Raw genomic sequence first — 15,691 nt, 5'->3', positions numbered from 1 at the left:
AAGTTGGTTAATCAATTCCTCTCAAAACCAACGACGAGATGTGGATTTGGGCCAAATTTGGCTTCGTCCACGGCCAGGAAAGTGGTGTTGTCGCCCTTCCGACCTGGTTTTGCTGCCTGTTTTTGGCGGCCGAGTCAAGCAAAACAGCCGCTGCTAATTTTTGCGAAGCGCGTTGGCGCGGCATCTGCAGTGAGGTGACTGCCAGCAGACATCGCCTGGGAAAGGCGCCTGCTTCCAGTAAAAATGTTGCCGGTCTTGCCAAGATTTCCCCTGCGGAAGGGCCTGAAGCAGCCCGTCCTCAGTTGAACCAGAGCGCAAACGTCAAAAACCCGCCGCCGCCGAACTGGCGCTGGATCTGGTCGAAATCGTCGCTGGTCACGAGTTCGCCGCTTTCGAGGTAGGGCGCGATGGCCGGGCCGGTGATCGACAGCACCAGATCGAAGTTTTTCGGGTCATCGAAGAAGCGCTTCATGTTGATTCCTAGGCCTGTGCCGGCGGTGACGCGGAAATGCGGCAGCAGCTTGCGGCCTTCCAGGAGATCCTCGGCCATGGTCAGGGCGGCGAGCCAGGCCTGAACCTGCTCCTCGCCGACTTCGAGGCCGGTGAGCGGGTTCTCGCCCTTCTGCTGCGGGCCAGGCAGCCATTCGCGGTCATTGTCGGTCTCGGCGCGGATCGCCTTCCAGTCCTCGCGCGACAGCCGGATCATTTCCAGCAAATGGCGGCGCGCTGCTTGACGGCGCTCCGGCTCGATCACCGGCCAGTTGATGAGATGCACCATCGAGATGAAATCGGCGATGCGCCATTCCGAGGAGAAGATGCTCGAGCCCATGTCGCCGGCCGGCGGCACCAGAATATCCTGCAACGGCAGCTTGGCGCGCGGGAACAGCATGTGGAACGAGCCGTCGAAGGTGCTCCTGAAATCATGCGCAAGCCAGAAATCGGCCTGCGCCATCAGGAACTCGGCATAGCCCTGCAGCCAGTATCCGTCGGCGCGGTCGAAACGGAAGGTGAGCGTGGGAACGGCATCGTCCGATGTAATGCCGCCGCGTGACAACCCGGCAATGATCGCCGCCATGCTCTCGTCCGGCGCGATGGTGCCGTCCTCGTTGAGGTCGATGCCCGCGCGGGTGAGATCGATGACCATGCCGATATCGGCATCGGGCGGCACCGACGCAAACGTGGCGGCGGATTTCTCCAGCCGGTCGCGGAACCCGACCAGGATGGCGCGGAACTGCTCGTAAGTCAGCGGCTCGGGATTGGGATTATCGGGCACCGGCAACCGCATCAGCGGCAGCATGAAGGATTGCGGGCTTTCGAAACCATGACGGTGCAGGCCGGTGGCCAGGATCTCCAGTGCGGTGAAGAACTCGCCCGCCCCGGCCGCATAGGCGGATGCCGGGTCTTTTGGCGCGGCGGCCTCAAGTACCGACAGGGCAGTGTCGCGCGCGGCCACGCTCTTCGCCTCGAACAGTCGGGTAGCCGCTTCGGGCATTGCCGCCGACGCGGAAGACAGCGGCAGGAGCAAAATGAAAGCGGATGTCAGCAGGCCTGCCAGTCGTGTCATCTTTTCCCCCCAATATTTGTCGCGCCGCGCAGATATACACCATTTGCAACGCTGCGCTTCAACCCGCCGCGAGGACGGTTTACACAGGGCAAACAATTGGGCATCGCGTGTCGAACTATCCGCTTTCCTACAAGCTGTCCTGGCTGCCGCGTTTCCTCAAGCCATCGCTGGCCGGCGACGCGCAAGACTTTTCGCCCATGGCGGAAACGCTGATCGATTCAGCGCCAAGGCAGACAATGCGGCTGGCGTTCGTCGGCGACATCTCGGCGGTGGCCAATCGCGGTGCGCCGGACTGCGATCCGGCGATCAAGGCACTGCTTGGCGGCGCCGATCTGGTGATCGGCAATTGCGAAAGCCCTGTGGTGGATAGACCAAGCGCGGCGCTGGGCACAAGGCTCGGCACGCATCATGCGATGAGCGAGTTGTTTCTGGCCGAGGCGCTGGCGGCGGTTGGTATTGCGCGAGAAAGGCTCGTGCTGTCGCTGGCCAACAACCATGTGCTCGATCAGGGCGTCGCCGGTTTCGACGAGACGGTCGCGGCGTTGCTGCGGCTCGGCATCCGCACGATCGGCCTGGCCGCCGACGGTCCGGTTGTGCCGGTGCAGGTTGGATCGCTCAATGTAGGCTTTGCCGCCTTCACGCTGTGGCGCAACGCCGATGAAAAACTGTTTGCGGGGCGCGTTTCGATGGACAGCGATTCGGCGGGCTGGCCGCGCGCTGGCTTGGATCTTCTCTGCGCCGTGCCGCATTGGGACTGGGAGTTCCGGCATTTTCCGCGTGCCGAGACGCGAGTTCTGGCCAGGCGGCTGGCCGGGCAGGGCGTCGGACTGATCGCCGGCCATCACGCCCATGTCGTGCAGCCGGTGGAAAGGATCCACAAGACGGTGGTCGCTTATGGGCTCGGCGATTTCCTCGGCACCGCCTTCGCCCGCCAGCCATGGCCCGGTCGCATCGGTTCTATCCTCATTGTCGAAGTCAGTGCCGATGCCGGTACGTGCGGCACGATCGCATCTTACCAAATGCATCCCTTCATGCGCCTGCGCGCCGGCGACCGTGAGCGGCTGGTGGTGGTGGAGGCATTGGAGGGCCGAGTGCGTGACAAGGTCGAGGGGCGACTGAAAGCGGTCTTTCCTTAGTGCTGCAAGCGACGAGACGTTGCCTATGGGTCCAGGCTGGCGCATGCATTGTCTTTTGCGGCGCTGGTCGACCCCCACTCCGTCTCGGCTTCGCCGATCCACCTCTCCCCCGATCGACGGGGTAGAGGAAAGGCGCCAAGCTTTTGCCGTCAGCGCTCGTCCAGCAACGCTCCTTTCCTTTCCCTCCGGAGGGGGAAAGGTGGCGCTGCGAAGCAGCGACGGATTGGGGGAACCACGTGGTAATCAGGCGTGGACATTTGTTGAAGAGGCACTGCAGTCGATACATCGAACAAAACCAGCTATCATGAATTTGTCGAGGCTTGCGGGGGTAGCGGTGGAAACAGCGGATTTCATGCCGAGCGAAACGGTCATCGCCGGCATCCGGAAAGACATAGAGGCCTATGAAGCGGCGAGGGCCTCGGCGGTCCGGCAAGTGCGCTGGCGGGTGCCGGTGTTCGTGGGGCTGGTGCTGGTGGCCGTGGTGCTGGTCGCGTGGCTGTTCAACAAGGTCGCCGACCCCAACGAGCAATGGGTCTCGACGCCACATGTATTTCTCTATGTGATCGGCTTCGCGGCTTCGATCCTGCTCTATTTCCAGGCCAGGAAACCGGCGATGCGGCTGCAGCAATCGTTCCGCGAGACGCTGCTGCCGATCATCTTCGGCTTCATCGCCGACATGCGCTACCAGCATGGCGTGACGCCGAATTCATTCGACCGATTGCCGCGCACGGCGGTTGGTCCGTTCAACCGGCAGGCGTTCGACGACATCGTCGCGGGCCGCTACGAAGGGTTTCCGTTCGAACTCTACGAGGCGCATCTGCGGGAAGGGTCGGGCAAGGGCTCGTCGACCGCCTTCCAGGGCGTCATCGTCGCCTTCGAGACCATCGCGCCGTTCCCCGGCATATTGGTGGCGACGCGGCGGACCAATGCCGTCATCAGCTTCTTTCGCGGCATGTTCGCCAGCAAGCTGCAGGAACTGTCCAGTGGCGACGTGGCGCTTGATGCCGCCTACGAGTTCCGCACCGACAATCTCGGAGCGGCACAGCCGCTGGTGAGCGGCCGGCTGGCGCAGGCGCTGAAATGGCTTGGCGAAACCTGGCCGGACGATCCGGCCCGTGTCGCGCTCAATGGCAGCGATGGGTTCCTGCTGCTGCCGCAGACGAAGAACTTCTTCGAACTGCCGGATATTTCGGTGCCGCTCGATTACAGCACGCATGTCGCGCCGATGATATCAGACATGGGCGCGATGCTGGCGACGGCGGCACTTGTGCGCAAGATCGGCGCGAAGGACGAGGCGGGCTGAGCCGTCAGCCGTCGAAGCCGTATTTGTCACGCCTATAGTCCGCCTCTGACCATGAAACAAAATTTGTGTCGATGGTCGGTGAGCAGGCTGTTTCGTGATGCTGCTCGAGGTCGATTGCAGCGACCGCGTGGCGATCCAAAGCCGCCGTCACAATCGGCTAAGCGACTCTTTTCGCGGATAGAAGTGGGCATTGGAGGAGTCGAAGCGGTCTGAAATGATGTCGGCAACAAGCAATATGTCGGAATTAAGCCTATGATATTGTTTGCGAAAATTCACCCAACGTGATTTGCGGAGGGAGCGCTTTCCGTTCCAGTTTCAAGCCGTCCGGTGCTGTCGTTTCCCAAGGCGGCGGTCCGGAAAGTGAAACAGCACGGAGTGCTTACCAATGAAGAAGACCCTCGCAACCACCGCCGCTCTGCTCGCCTTCCTCGGCACCGCCTATGCCGCGACCGTTCAGGGCACCATCCAGGCCGTCGACCCGACGACCAAGTCGATCACCCTCGACGACGGCAAGATCTACCAGCTGTCGCCGGAGGCGACGATCGGGAAACTGAAGGTCGGCGCCAAGGTGGCTGTGACTGTCGATGACAAGACCGGCATCGTGACGTCGATCAAGAAGGCCTCGTAAGGCGAGAACATCGTGCGTCGGCAGACCTGCTGACCGGATTTTACAAGCCCTGTTCCACTCATGGCCGGTCCCTCCGGGGATCGGCCATTTTCATCCGTCGGCTCTCGATGCCGGGCGACCTGGATAAGGTCTTCCGGCTGGACCCCAGGGCCGGCCGGCGGAATGCTGTCCGGCGGCATCGCTATGGTTTTTGCCAAAAAGCCGCGCTATCCCTTGGCCAACGGGGGATATCATGGCCGACGAACAAAAAGGGTTTCGCCTGTCGCGGCGGTTGCTGCTGGGTGCGGCTGTCGTCGGCGGCGCGGTGCTGTGGGGCGGCAACACGGTGGCGCGGCTGGCGCGCGCGCCTTCGGGGCCGAAGAACGCAGGACGGATAGCCGATATAGACGGCTTCGCGCTGCCTCTGAAGCCGCTGGACAATGCGCCGGCCTTCGACGCGTCGCTGCCCTGGTCGGCAAAAGGCGGCGACATCAACGATGCCAGCGGCCTGTCGATGACGCCGGTTTACGGCGTCGTCGAGATCAGCGAGGACGAGCACATCGGCAATGCGCTGGCCTTCGCGCGTGCCAATGGCCTGAAAGTCTCACTGGCCGCCATCCGCCATTCGATGGGCGGGCATACCTTCGACGACAACGCGCTGGTGCTCGACCTCAGAAAGTTCAACAAAGTCACCGTCGATGCGGCGGCCAAGACCATGACCTTGCAGCCGGGCGCGCGCTGGCACGACATCCAGAACCTTCTGCATCCGCGCTTAGCGGTGAAGGCGATGCAGTCGACCGACATCTTCTCGGTCGGCGGCTCACTGTCGGTCAATGCGCACGGCATGGACCACCAGGCAGGCTCGGTGGCGGGCTCGATCCGCTCGATGCGAGTGATGCTGGCTGACGGCTCGGTGACCACCTGCTCGCCGACCGAGAACACCGATCTGTTCCGGCACGTCGTGGGCGGCTACGGCCTGTTCGGCGTGGTGCTGGAGGCGACGCTCGATGTCGTCGACAACGCCGTCTACCGGACCTCGCGCGAAATCATCAGATCGGACGATTTTCCGAAATTCTTCGCCGAGGTGCTGGAGCCGAACAAGGACATCGGCCTGTTCTACGGCCATCTGTCGACGGCGCCCGGCAATTTCCTCGAGGACATGATCGTCTACCGTTACGACAAGGTGGCGGAGCAGCCGCCGGCGGATCAGCCTGAGATCGGCGAGCCGGGTTCGGTTGGGTTGAAGCGGGTGATCATCAACCTGGCGAAATGGGGCAGCCTGTTCCAGGAACTGAAGTGGTTCACCGAAAAGACCCTGGAGCCGAAATTCGAAAGCTGCACGGTGGCGCGCACCTCAGCCATGGCCGAGGGCGAGGCTTGTCTCGTCACCCGCAACAACCCGATGCACGATTCGGTGCCCTATCTCTTCAACGATCAGATGGAAGAAACCGACATCCTGCACGAATATTTTATTCCACGTGCCGCCTATGTCGAATTCATCGCGGAAGCGCGCGAGATCCTGCGCAACCAGACGCTGCCGGTGCTCAATGCTTCGGTGCGCATCGTCCACAAGGAGGATGTGGCGCTGACCTACGCGCCGGAGCCGGCCTATTCGCTGGTGCTCTACATCAACCAGCCGACCGATGCCGACGGCAATGCCAGGATGCGGGCGCTGACGCGGGCGCTGATCGACGTGACGATCAAGCATGGCGGGCGCTTCTTCCTGCCTTACCAGCTGCATTATACGGCCAGGGAATTGCTGGCCTCCTATCCCGAACTGCCGGCCTTCCTGGCGGCGAAGCGGCAGTATGACCCGACGGAACTGTTTTCCTCGACCTTCTACCGTGCCATCAAGGCGCTGAGCGGGGTGGCGTAGACGTTAGGAGACTTCATGCGCAAGGTATCAGCCGCGGCACTCATCCTCATCGCGCTGTGCGCTGGCCCTGCCGGAGCCGAGGATCTCAAGGCCTTCAAGCTGACCATCGACGGTGTGACGGTCGATATCGATCCCGGCGAGAGCGCAGACGTGACCCTGCCTGGCGGCAAGCAGAGCAAGGTGACGCTCGAACGCAACGACTTCGCCACCTTTTCCGGCAGCGTTTTCTCCTTCGTTCACCCCAGCAACATTTCGGTGACCAAGACCGACCTCGGCGATGATATCACGCAGTATCTGATGGCGTCGGCTCTCGGCACGATCGTCGTGGTGCAGGAATATGGCGCGATGAATCCGGTGTCGCTTAACCAGCTGATGCTGCAGGAGATGACCAAGGAATCGGTGCTGGCCGGCGCCACGCTGACGCAGGAGCCGACGACGCGCAAACTCGCCGACGGCAAGGAATTGACCGGGATCCGCGCCGAGGTGACGACACGCACCGACACCGCCGATTTCGAGATCGTCGGCTTCGGCCTGGCCGATCGGGGGCTGCTGTTCATCACCCGCATTGCCGGCGAGGATGCAGCGACCGAAAAGCCGCTGATCGACAAGTTCTGGAAGAGCCTGAAAGTCAAGTTGCAGCGGGACTAGGGTCGTGTCCCGGTTTGAATTTCGGTTGGGATCCACACTTTTGCGTAACGGCGGCTCAAGTTATTCTGACGATCCGGAGGTTGGAGATCCTGCAGCATGGCGAAGCTCATTTTCAGAATGAACCAGTCCCTCGACGGTTACGTCGACCACCAGAAAATGCCGTCAGGCCCGACAATCTTTCGTCACTGGATGGAGCAAGTGCGCAATTTGAGTGGCAGTGTGTACGGTCGCGGCATGTACGAGGTCATGCGCTATTGGGACGAAGACAGTCCTGAGTGGAACGCGGAGGCGCACGAATTCGCGGCGGCGTGGCGGAGCCAACCGAAATGGGTTGTGTCGCGCTCGCTGAAGTCGGTCGGCCCCAATGCCACACTTGTCGCGGACGACGTCGAGGCGGTGATAGGTGGGCTTAAGGCTGAGCTCGTCGGGGAGATTTCAGTTTCCGGACCAGACCTGGCACGAAGCCTGACCGACCTTGGTCTTATCGATGAATATCAACTCTACCTCCATCCGTTCGTGCTCGGTCAGGGCAAGCCATTCTTCGCCGGCCCCCGGCCGCCGCTTCGCTTTGTGGCCAGCGATTTGATTGGCGACGACGTGATCAGGTTGACCTATGTGCCTGCCTGACCACGCGGTCGTCAAACGCCAGGGGGCTTACAGCCCCTTTGGCATCAGTCCGGCCAGCCAGTTCACGGAGCGTTTCGCGGCGTCGGCGGTTGCCGAGGCGGCGCGGCCGAGATCGGTCTTGACCACGGCGTAGCCGTTCTTGGTGCGATAGAGCACACCGGTTCCGCCATCGACCACCTGTTCATAGGCGACGGGCCGGGCGGCATCGGCTTCCATGGCCGTCGTCGGCGAACCGACCGAGACGCTTGGCCGGTGGCTCAATTCAGGCGGCAATGGGCTTTCGGTTCTGACGACCCGGCTGGCGGGCTTCAGTTTCGGGCGCGATGCGGTCGCGGCCAGTTGCGAGGAGGACGACGAACCCTTCGTGCGGCAGATGCCGGAGACGAGCGGATAATTGAAATTGCGCTCGTGCAGCATCTGGCTCTTCATCGCCGCTTCGCACTCGGCGACGGTCGACCACTTGGCCGGCGTCTCGCCGATATATTCGCAAAGCTTGGCGTCGCAGTCGCAGCCGACTATGGTCATGGCGATAAGGGCGGTCTTGATCACGGTCTTGTCCCTTCGAGATGCCCCCGGCAGCCCATTCATTTCTTCCCAGTCCTTCGCGCGCGAACAAGGCGGGATTTGGCCGCGATTGTGGAATGGGCGTGGCGGAGGCCAGGAAATGCATGATCCTGGCCGGGCGTGGCCGAAAGGCCTCAGTAGTCGTAGACGTGTTCAAGCTTGGCGCCGGCCTTGATCAGCGCCGGCAGCACGAGATGCAGCTTGCGCACGGCGACGATCATGCCGGTGCGGCGCATCGCCGGGTCGGCCGGCAGCGGATAGCTGAACAGGATGCGCATGCCTTCGGGGATGACGATCGTATCGGTGGAGAGCACGGTGACCATGATCTCGTCATTGCCGCCGATCTCGACGAAGGAGACGCCCTTGTCGATCAGGCGCGGGATCACTTCGGTGAACACCTGATAGCGCCTGGTGACGAAGATGGTGCCGTCAGCGCCCATGTCGCGTTCGAGCAAGGTGTCGGGCTCGTTGCGGGTGGCTTCGCCGACGGGTCCCTTGGCCCAGACATGGATGTCGAGCAAGGCGGGGTCCATCGTGGCAGCGAGCGCCTTGGTGATCAGGTCGGCATAGCCCTGCTTGATGGTGTCGGCGAGGCCGAAGGCGAGCTTGCGTTCGCTGGTGCGGATGGAACTGTCGCCCGGCGCCGACTGCACCGCAAACAGGCCGGCGCGCTTGTCGGCATAGGGGAACTGATACCAGGGCACCTGGTCGAGAAACCCTGCATAGTCCGCCGCCATCTTGGCCTGATAGATGTCGGCGGCGGTGCGCTTGGCCGTCGTCGCCTCGGTGATGCGGCCGACCGTGTTCTCATAGGCCCACTGCAATATATGCTCGATCGAGTGGCTGGTGCCGATGATGACCAGCATCTGGTGGTTGGCGTAGTTGAACTTATAGGGAGAACTGGCGCGGATGACCATGGCGTAGTCCTGCCAGAAGCGGCCGACATAGGACCAGTAGGGGAAGCCGCTCGGCTGGTCCTTGTCGACGAAGCCGGCATATTCGCGCGCGGCGTAGACGATCGCCCATTCCGGATAGGTGAGGAAGGTCGATTCCTCCGGCCGCTGGTAGCCTGGGATCTCGGCGCGAACCTTGTCGGCCAGCGCCTTGGGCGGCGCGCCGTCAGCAATGCCGGGCAGCGGCGTCTTGTCGAGCGACGACGTCGTCAGAAAGCCGTAGCTCAGCCCGGCGATCGGGATGAGGATGACGATGACGATCACCCAGAGGATCGTCTTGATGATGCGCTTCAGCCAGCGGAACAGGAACATGGCCAGTCAGGCCGTGGCGAAGTGTTCGTGTATGCGCCTGGCCAGCCGGAAGCCGACATAGACGGCGAAGCCACCAATGACGAGGTGCGGCAGGTTGGCGAAGAAGCGAGCCGGGAATTCGATATCGTTGAGGGAGCGGAAGCCGTTGATGAAGATACCGGCATCGAGGCAGCCGGAACCGGTGATCAGCCCGAGCACGCCGTCGAACAGGTAGACCGAACCGAACAGCTTGAAATAGAACACCGCCTGGCGGTGCGAGATGAAGGCGGCGGCCAGAGCCCAGACGCCGGAGAAGGCGTGCAGCAGGTCGTCATACCATTGCAGCGAGAACAGGCCGAACAGATTGCCGTCGGCGTCGTTGAACGCCGGTATGTAGCCGATGGCGACGACGCCGAAGAACAGGAAGGCATAGGCGACGGCAAGCTTCTGGATGAGCGTCATGAAGTGTCCCCTCGAAGAGTCCGCCTGAAAACAGACTCTGACGCTGGGATACTAGCTGATTTTGGCGCGCGGTGAAGCGGCGCCCGCGAGATCGCCGGCGAAGGATATCGAGGGGCAAAAAGGCAGTCGGCGCCGGGATTTCTCCCAGCGCCTCCCTGTCAGATCAGGACACGGTCGCGGCAGCAACTTCCGTAAAGTCGTCGCGCCTTGCCGGCCTTGATTTTGACGGTCCTGCCAGTCCGCCGCCCGAGAGCAGCGTCCGTTCGGGACCACGCCGGTTTTCACCCTTGCGGGCTTTGCCCTGCGCACCATCGAAGGTTTTTGCCGTCCTTCATGGCAGCATCGGTCCGCCGTAGGCGTTGGCACGCTTTCCGCGGCCCCGTAGGTCTCGGCTCCGTCCCTCAAAACAGGCAAGCCTGCTCTCGCTTCGGGCCGTACGGGCCTCAGGAAATCCGCCTTTCACTTCGCCTTTCGGCTTGATGATCGGTAGCCGCCTGAGATGGGTTTAACGTACGCCGGGTAAGGGTCCTGGGGAATGGCCGGAGGCCTGTGGATAACGGGATTATCGGGGATCAAGCTGGGATAACGAAATTTTCCTGTCCGCCACGATGGGCCTCATCGGCGGACATTCGGCCTTGCCCTGCCGCCCGGTGCGGTCTTCAATGCCGGCAAAGGATCGGACCTGCATGTCCGGCGCCGGGGAGGGCGGGTATTTGAAAGTTGGAGTGGTTCTCAACCCGATTGCCGGTGGGGGCCGGCTGAAACGGCATTGGCCTGATGTCGCCGTGTCGCTGAAAAAGCATTTCGGCGAATTCGAACTGCGCGAGACGCAAGCGGAAGGCGACGCCGAAAGGCTGGCAATCGATCTCGCGATGATTGGCTTCGACCTGGTGATCGCGGCCGGCGGCGACGGCACCGCCAGCGAAGTGGCCGACGGGCTGCTGCAAGCGGCCAGGGAAAGCGGCCGGACCACCGAGCTTGGGCTCTTGCCATGCGGCACCGGCATCGATTTCGCGCGTGGGCTAGGGCTGCCGAAAAAGGTCGATGCCGTGCTGAAGCGGATCGCCGAAGCCACGCCCCGCAAGGTCGATGCCGGACGCATCTGCTACGTCGACGATCACGGCGCGCTGGCCAGCCGGCATTTCATCAACATCGCCAGCCTGGGGCTTTCCGGCGCCACTGACCGCGCCGTCAATGCCGACAAGCGCAAGGGCAGGATGTCGGCCAAGGCGCTGTTCCTGTGGCGCACCGTGGTCGAGTTCATCCGCTACCGCTTCCAGGAGGTCAGCATCACGGTCGACGACGGCGTCCCCGTCGAAGCGCGCATGGCGCTGGTGGCGGTGGCAAACGGAAAGTTCTTCGGCGGCGGCATGATGATCGCGCCGGATGCGGAACTGACCGACGGGCAGTTCGACATCGTCATCCTGCGCGCGGCCGGCAAGCTGAAGCTGATCTGGGACATCCGGCTGCTCTATGGCGGCCGGCATCGCAATCATCCTGCGATCACCATCCTGCGCGGCAGGAAAGTGGTGGTCGAACCGCTCGGCGATGCGTCAGAGAATGGCGCGCTGGTCGACATAGACGGCGAGTCGCCGGGACGCATACCCGCGACCTTCGAGATCCTGCCCGGTGCATTGACGCTCAGATATTGAATCAAGCCGTTGACAGATTGATTCAGATGGATCCGCCGATCCAGCCAACGCCCTGAAATCGTTTGATATCCAGCCGGCGTCAGAGTTCGAGCTTGGCCGGGAAACCAGGTGCGCGCAGGTCGGTGCCGACGGCATCTTCCAACAGTTTGACGATCTGGGTCGACCAGGCGCCGCCGCCATAGGCGGCCTTGCCTTGCTGAAAAATGGCGTTGACGCGCGATGCCAGCTCAAGCGGCACGCCGGACTGCTCGCCGATGGCGAGCGCGAAGCCGAGGTCCTTCAGCGCCAGGTCCATGGTGAAGCCGATGTCGTAGGAGCCGTTGAGGATGAGCTGGCTTTCGGTCTCGTGGACGAAGCTGTTGCCGGAGGAGGCTGATATGGCGTGGTAGGATTGGGCGAGGTCGAGCCCGCCTCGTTTGGCCAGCATCAGCGCTTCGCCGGCGGCAACGAGATGGATGAAGGCGAGCATGTTGGTGATCACCTTGATCACCGCCGCCGAGCCGACCGGGCCCATCAGAAACGATTTTGCGCACATCGCCTCGATGGCGGGGCGATGACGTTCATAGAGTGCGGCGTCGCCACCGACCAGCGCGGTGATCTTCCCAGCCGCCGCCAGGTGCACGCCACCGGTGACCGGGCATTCCAGCGTCTCGACGCCCCTGGCCGAGGCGAGGGCGGCGAGGCGGGTAATTTCGTCGCGGCCGTTGGTCGACATCTCGATCCAGGTGCCGCCTGCGGGCAGGCCCTCCAGCAGACCATCGGCGCCCGCCAGCACGGCTTCGCTCACCTTCGGAGAGGGCAGGCAGGAGATTGCGTTGCCGGCCCGTGCGGCGGCCTCGGCGGGGCTGCTTGCCGCTGTGGCCCCGAGCGCCACCAGGCGCTCGACGGCGGCGGGATCACGGTCGAAGACCGTGACGGCAAAGCCGTTGCGGATCAGGCTGGCGGCAAGGTTGCCGCCGAGGTGGCCAAGGCCGATGAAGGCGTAGCTTTCGCTCACGGCGTCAGCGGCGTCTGCATCATCTGCAGATGCAGGTCCTTGCCCGTGTAAGGGTGTGCTTCGCAGACCGCCTCGTTGAGCTCGACGCCGAGGCCGGGCTCCTTTGAGGGGATGATTTTGCCGTCCTGCCACTCGATCTTTTTCTTCAGCAGCGTGGCGTGGAAACCGTCCCACTGCTTCAGCGATTCGAGGATGAGGAAATTGGGCAGCGTCACCGCCAGTTGGATGTTGGCCGCACCGACGATCGGTCCGCAATAGCAATGCGGTGCGATCTGGATGTGGTAGGCCTCGGCCATGGCGGCGATCTTCTTGGTTTCGAGAATGCCGCCGGAGCGGCCGAGGTCCGGCTGCAGGATGGTCGCGGCGCGGTTCTCGATGACGCGGGCGAATTCAAACTTGGTCGTTAGCCGCTCGCCGGTGGCGATCGGGATCGAGGTCGCGCGGGCCACTTGGGCCATGACCTCAGGCATATCAGGCGGCACCGGCTCCTCGAACCACAAGGGATCGTAGGGCTCGATGGCGCGCGCCATGCGCAGCGCGCCGGACGCTGTGAACTGGCCGTGCGTGCCGAACAGGATGTCGGCGCGGGTGCCGACCGCCTCGCGGATCGCCTTGATCATGCGGGTGGACAGGTCGATATCGACGAGGCGCGGCTGATGGCCGTCGAAGGCTGTGTAGGGGCCGGCGGGGTCGAGCTTGACGGCATTGAAACCCTGCTCGACATATTCGAGCGCACAGGCAGCGGCGAGATCTGGATCGTTGTAGACGTTCTTGCCGTGCGCATCCTCGGAATGGACGCTGCCGCTGTGCGGATAGAGATAGGTGTAGGAACGCAGCGTTTCGTGCACCTGGCCGCCGAGCAGTTTATAGACCGGCTTGTCGGCTTCCTTGCCGATGATGTCCCAGCAGGCCATTTCCAGCGCCGAGAAGCAGCCCATGCCGGACACATCGGGGCGCTGGGTGAAGCCGGAGGAATAGGCGCGGCGGAAGAAATTCTCGATGTCGTGCGGGTCGCGGCCGATGAGATAGCGCTCGGCCATGTCCTCGACCATGCGGGCGGTAACATGGGCCGAGAAGGTGGCGTTGTAAGCCTCGCCATAGCCGACGACGCCGCCGTCGGTGGTCAGCTTGACGAAGATGAAATACTTGCCGCCGATGCCGGGCGGCGGATTGCCGACAACCCAGGTCTTGACGTCGGTGATCTTCATTCTTGGTCCTCCAGAACCAGTTCGGCGCCTTTCCAACCGGTCATGATCGAGGCGGCGTTGGTGTTGCCGGTGATGTTGTCGGGAAAGATCGAGGCATCGATGACGCGCAAACCTTCCAGACCATGCACCTTGAGGCGCGGGTCGACGACGGCGCGCGCGGGATCCGGCCCCATGCGGCAGGTCGAGACCGGATGATAGACGGTGCCCGAGCGCTTCCGGAAATCCTGGACCAGATCGGCATCGGAGGTGATCGAGGGACCGGGCAGGACCTCTTCCTCGATGATCTCGGCCATGGCAGGCATCGAGGCGATCTTGCGCACGAATTTCACCGCCGCCAGCATCTCCTCGACATCGGCATTGGTGGAGTAGGCATTGGCCGTTATCCTGGGGTAGTCGCGCGGATTGGCCGAGCGGATCATGATCTCGCCACGGCTCGACGGGCGGCAATTGGACAGGCCGATGGAAAAGCCCGGCCATGGGTCCGGCGTCAGGATCGGGCGCTCGCCGCTCTTGGGAATGACGGTCGAGAAGGCCTGGAAATAGAGCTGCATGTTGGGCCGCGTCGCCGCAGGGTCGGTGCGGAAGAAGCCGCCGGCATTGTTCATCGACAGCGACAGCGGGCCGGAGCGGGTCAGGATGTATTGCATGCCGACCAGTAGCTTGCCCCACCAGGGACGCAGCGTCTGGTTGAGCGTCGGCAGCCTGCCCTTGAAGGTGTAGTTGATGCCGACATGGTCCTGCAGATGCGCGCCGACATTCTCGTTGGCATGGACGATTGGGATGCCCAGGCCGCTAAGCAGAGCGGAGGGGCCGACACCGGACAGCTGCAGCAGCTGCGGCGAGTTGACCGAACCGCCCGACAGGATGATTTCGCGGCCGGCACGCGCTGTCTTCGTTTCGCCGTTCTGCAGATATTCGACGCCGACGGCACGCTTGCCCTCGAACAAGATTTTTGTCGCCAGCGCCTTCATCTCGACGCGGACATTCCCGCGCTTCATCGCCGGGCGCAGGAAAGCGCACGCCGCCGACATGCGGCGGCCATTGCGGGTCGAGATCTGGTAGATGCCGACGCCCTCCTGGGCGGCGCCGTTGAAATCCGGATTGAGCGGCAGGCCGGCCTGCTGGCCGGCGGCGAGATAGCGTTTGGTCAGCGGGTGGACTGCGTCCGAACAGTCGGTGACATGCAGCGGGCCGCCCGTGCCGCGCCATGTGTCGGCACCGGCCTGGTTGTTCTCGAGCGCCTTGAAGGTGGGCAGCAGATCGTCATAGCCCCAGCCGGGATTGCCGGCGGCTGCCCAGGCATCGAAATCCTCGCGCGCGCCCCTGATCCAGACCATGGCGTTGATCGAGCTCGAACCGCCGAGCAGCTTGCCGCGCGGCCAGTGATCGGAATTGCCGGCGAGGCCCGGGTCCGGCTCGGCCTTGTAGTTCCAGTTGACGTCGGGATCGAAGAAGGTCTTGCCGTAGCCGAGCGGCATCTGGACGTAGAAGCGGCGGTCGGTGCCGCCGGCCTCCAGCACCAGCACCGAGAAGCGTCCCGAGGCCGAGAGTTTTTCGGCCAGGACCGAGCCGGCCGAGCCGGAGCCGACGATGATGAAATCATAGGTCTGCATGATGATGCGGGCGGCTCCGGAAAATTGGCTGCAGCCTAGACGCGGCGGCGCTCCCAAGTCGCCGCGCCTTCCGGCATCAGTTGTGAAAAAAGCGACCGCCGAACTGGTCGAGTTTGCGGGGATACCCGACAATCGCGCTTGATATGCACCGGGGCGACAGCTTATGCGATGGGATCGGCCACTCTGCGGA

General features: G+C 63.1%; 14 protein-coding genes. 7 read left to right on the top strand and 7 right to left on the bottom strand.

Features of this window, described 5'->3' with window-relative positions:
- Positions 1-298: 298 nt before the first annotated feature.
- Positions 299-1,564: a hypothetical protein gene (locus NP503_RS24560; protein ID WP_127269327.1), complete on the bottom strand. Its 1,266-nt coding sequence runs from the start codon at positions 1,562-1,564 to the stop codon at positions 299-301.
- A 107-nt stretch (positions 1,565-1,671) separates the two neighbouring features.
- Between NP503_RS24560 and NP503_RS24555 the strand changes: the two genes are divergently transcribed.
- The 6 genes from NP503_RS24555 (at position 1,672) to NP503_RS24530 (ending at position 7,761) form a co-directional block, all read left to right on the top strand.
- Entirely contained in the window at positions 1,672-2,700 is a 1,029-nt protein-coding gene (locus NP503_RS24555) for a CapA family protein (RefSeq protein WP_127269328.1), read from the top strand.
- 352 nt (positions 2,701-3,052) lie between these two features.
- Positions 3,053-4,003, top strand: coding sequence for a hypothetical protein (locus tag NP503_RS24550; RefSeq protein WP_236382890.1), 951 nt, complete (start codon positions 3,053-3,055; stop codon positions 4,001-4,003).
- 385 nt (positions 4,004-4,388) lie between these two features.
- Entirely contained in the window at positions 4,389-4,631 is a 243-nt protein-coding gene (locus NP503_RS24545) for a DUF1344 domain-containing protein (RefSeq protein ID WP_013530037.1), read from the top strand.
- Positions 4,632-4,863: 232 nt separating this feature from the next.
- Positions 4,864-6,486 (top strand): FAD-binding protein, encoded by a 1,623-nt coding sequence (locus NP503_RS24540; protein ID WP_127272514.1) that lies wholly within the window; start codon positions 4,864-4,866, stop codon positions 6,484-6,486.
- Between the two features lie 15 nt (positions 6,487-6,501).
- Entirely contained in the window at positions 6,502-7,134 is a 633-nt protein-coding gene (locus NP503_RS24535; RefSeq protein WP_127268288.1) for a hypothetical protein, read from the top strand.
- A gap of 96 nt (positions 7,135-7,230) precedes the next feature.
- Positions 7,231-7,761, top strand: a complete 531-nt coding sequence (locus tag NP503_RS24530; RefSeq protein WP_127268289.1) for a dihydrofolate reductase family protein — start codon at positions 7,231-7,233, stop codon at positions 7,759-7,761.
- A gap of 27 nt (positions 7,762-7,788) precedes the next feature.
- On the opposite strand, the gene NP503_RS24525 is transcribed toward NP503_RS24530, so the two are convergent.
- The 3 genes from NP503_RS24525 to NP503_RS24515 all read right to left on the bottom strand — a co-directional run bounded on the left by NP503_RS24525 (position 7,789) and on the right by NP503_RS24515 (position 10,031).
- Entirely contained in the window at positions 7,789-8,310 is a 522-nt protein-coding gene (locus tag NP503_RS24525; RefSeq protein ID WP_127268290.1) for a hypothetical protein, read from the bottom strand.
- A gap of 149 nt (positions 8,311-8,459) precedes the next feature.
- A complete protein-coding gene (locus NP503_RS24520) occupies positions 8,460-9,590 on the bottom strand; it encodes a hypothetical protein (protein ID WP_127268291.1) in 1,131 nt (376 codons plus the stop codon).
- 6 nt (positions 9,591-9,596) lie between these two features.
- Positions 9,597-10,031, bottom strand: a complete 435-nt coding sequence (locus NP503_RS24515) for a DUF4383 domain-containing protein (RefSeq protein WP_127268292.1) — start codon at positions 10,029-10,031, stop codon at positions 9,597-9,599.
- Positions 10,032-10,744: 713 nt separating this feature from the next.
- Between NP503_RS24515 and NP503_RS24510 the strand changes: the two genes are divergently transcribed.
- Complete coding sequence (locus tag NP503_RS24510) at positions 10,745-11,683, top strand: diacylglycerol kinase family protein (protein ID WP_127268294.1); 939 nt, start codon at positions 10,745-10,747, stop codon at positions 11,681-11,683.
- Between the two features lie 79 nt (positions 11,684-11,762).
- Here the strand turns inward: NP503_RS24510 and NP503_RS24505 are convergent, their stop codons facing one another.
- The 3 genes from NP503_RS24505 to NP503_RS24495 are packed head-to-tail and all read right to left on the bottom strand — an operon-like array spanning position 11,763 to position 15,501.
- Complete coding sequence (locus NP503_RS24505; RefSeq protein WP_127268293.1) at positions 11,763-12,680, bottom strand: NAD(P)-dependent oxidoreductase; 918 nt, start codon at positions 12,678-12,680, stop codon at positions 11,763-11,765.
- The gene (locus NP503_RS24500; RefSeq protein WP_127272520.1) at positions 12,677-13,888 is read right to left on the bottom strand and encodes a mandelate racemase/muconate lactonizing enzyme family protein; all 1,212 of its coding nucleotides are present in this window, start codon (positions 13,886-13,888) and stop codon (positions 12,677-12,679) included. The genes NP503_RS24505 and NP503_RS24500 overlap by 4 nt, the downstream gene beginning before the upstream one ends.
- Positions 13,885-15,501, bottom strand: coding sequence for a GMC family oxidoreductase (locus NP503_RS24495; RefSeq protein WP_127272519.1), 1,617 nt, complete (start codon positions 15,499-15,501; stop codon positions 13,885-13,887). Before NP503_RS24495 ends, NP503_RS24500 begins: the two co-directional genes overlap by 4 nt.
- Positions 15,502-15,691 lie beyond the last annotated feature (190 nt).

The organism is Mesorhizobium sp. SEMIA396 (assembly GCF_024518615.1).
Taxonomy (GTDB): Bacteria; Pseudomonadota; Alphaproteobacteria; order Rhizobiales; family Rhizobiaceae; genus Mesorhizobium.
Note: the sequence above shows the minus strand (reverse complement) of the source record. Positions and strands in the feature narration are given on the sequence as shown.

Bases quoted from the DNA above. Each gene is read 5' to 3' on its own strand.
- NP503_RS24560 (WP_127269327.1), bottom strand. From the start codon at position 1,564: ATGACACGACTGGCAGGCCTGCTGACATCCGCTTTCATTTTGCTCCTG.
- NP503_RS24550 (WP_236382890.1), top strand. From the start codon at position 3,053: ATGCCGAGCGAAACGGTCATCGCCGGCATCCGGAAAGACATAGAGGCC.
- NP503_RS24545 (WP_013530037.1), top strand. From the start codon at position 4,389: ATGAAGAAGACCCTCGCAACCACCGCCGCTCTGCTCGCCTTCCTCGGC.
- NP503_RS24540 (WP_127272514.1), top strand. From the start codon at position 4,864: ATGGCCGACGAACAAAAAGGGTTTCGCCTGTCGCGGCGGTTGCTGCTG.
- NP503_RS24535 (WP_127268288.1), top strand. From the start codon at position 6,502: ATGCGCAAGGTATCAGCCGCGGCACTCATCCTCATCGCGCTGTGCGCT.
- NP503_RS24530 (WP_127268289.1), top strand. From the start codon at position 7,231: ATGGCGAAGCTCATTTTCAGAATGAACCAGTCCCTCGACGGTTACGTC.
- NP503_RS24520 (WP_127268291.1), bottom strand. From the start codon at position 9,590: ATGTTCCTGTTCCGCTGGCTGAAGCGCATCATCAAGACGATCCTCTGG.
- NP503_RS24515 (WP_127268292.1), bottom strand. From the start codon at position 10,031: ATGACGCTCATCCAGAAGCTTGCCGTCGCCTATGCCTTCCTGTTCTTC.
- NP503_RS24500 (WP_127272520.1), bottom strand. From the start codon at position 13,888: ATGAAGATCACCGACGTCAAGACCTGGGTTGTCGGCAATCCGCCGCCC.
- NP503_RS24495 (WP_127272519.1), bottom strand. From the start codon at position 15,501: ATGCAGACCTATGATTTCATCATCGTCGGCTCCGGCTCGGCCGGCTCG.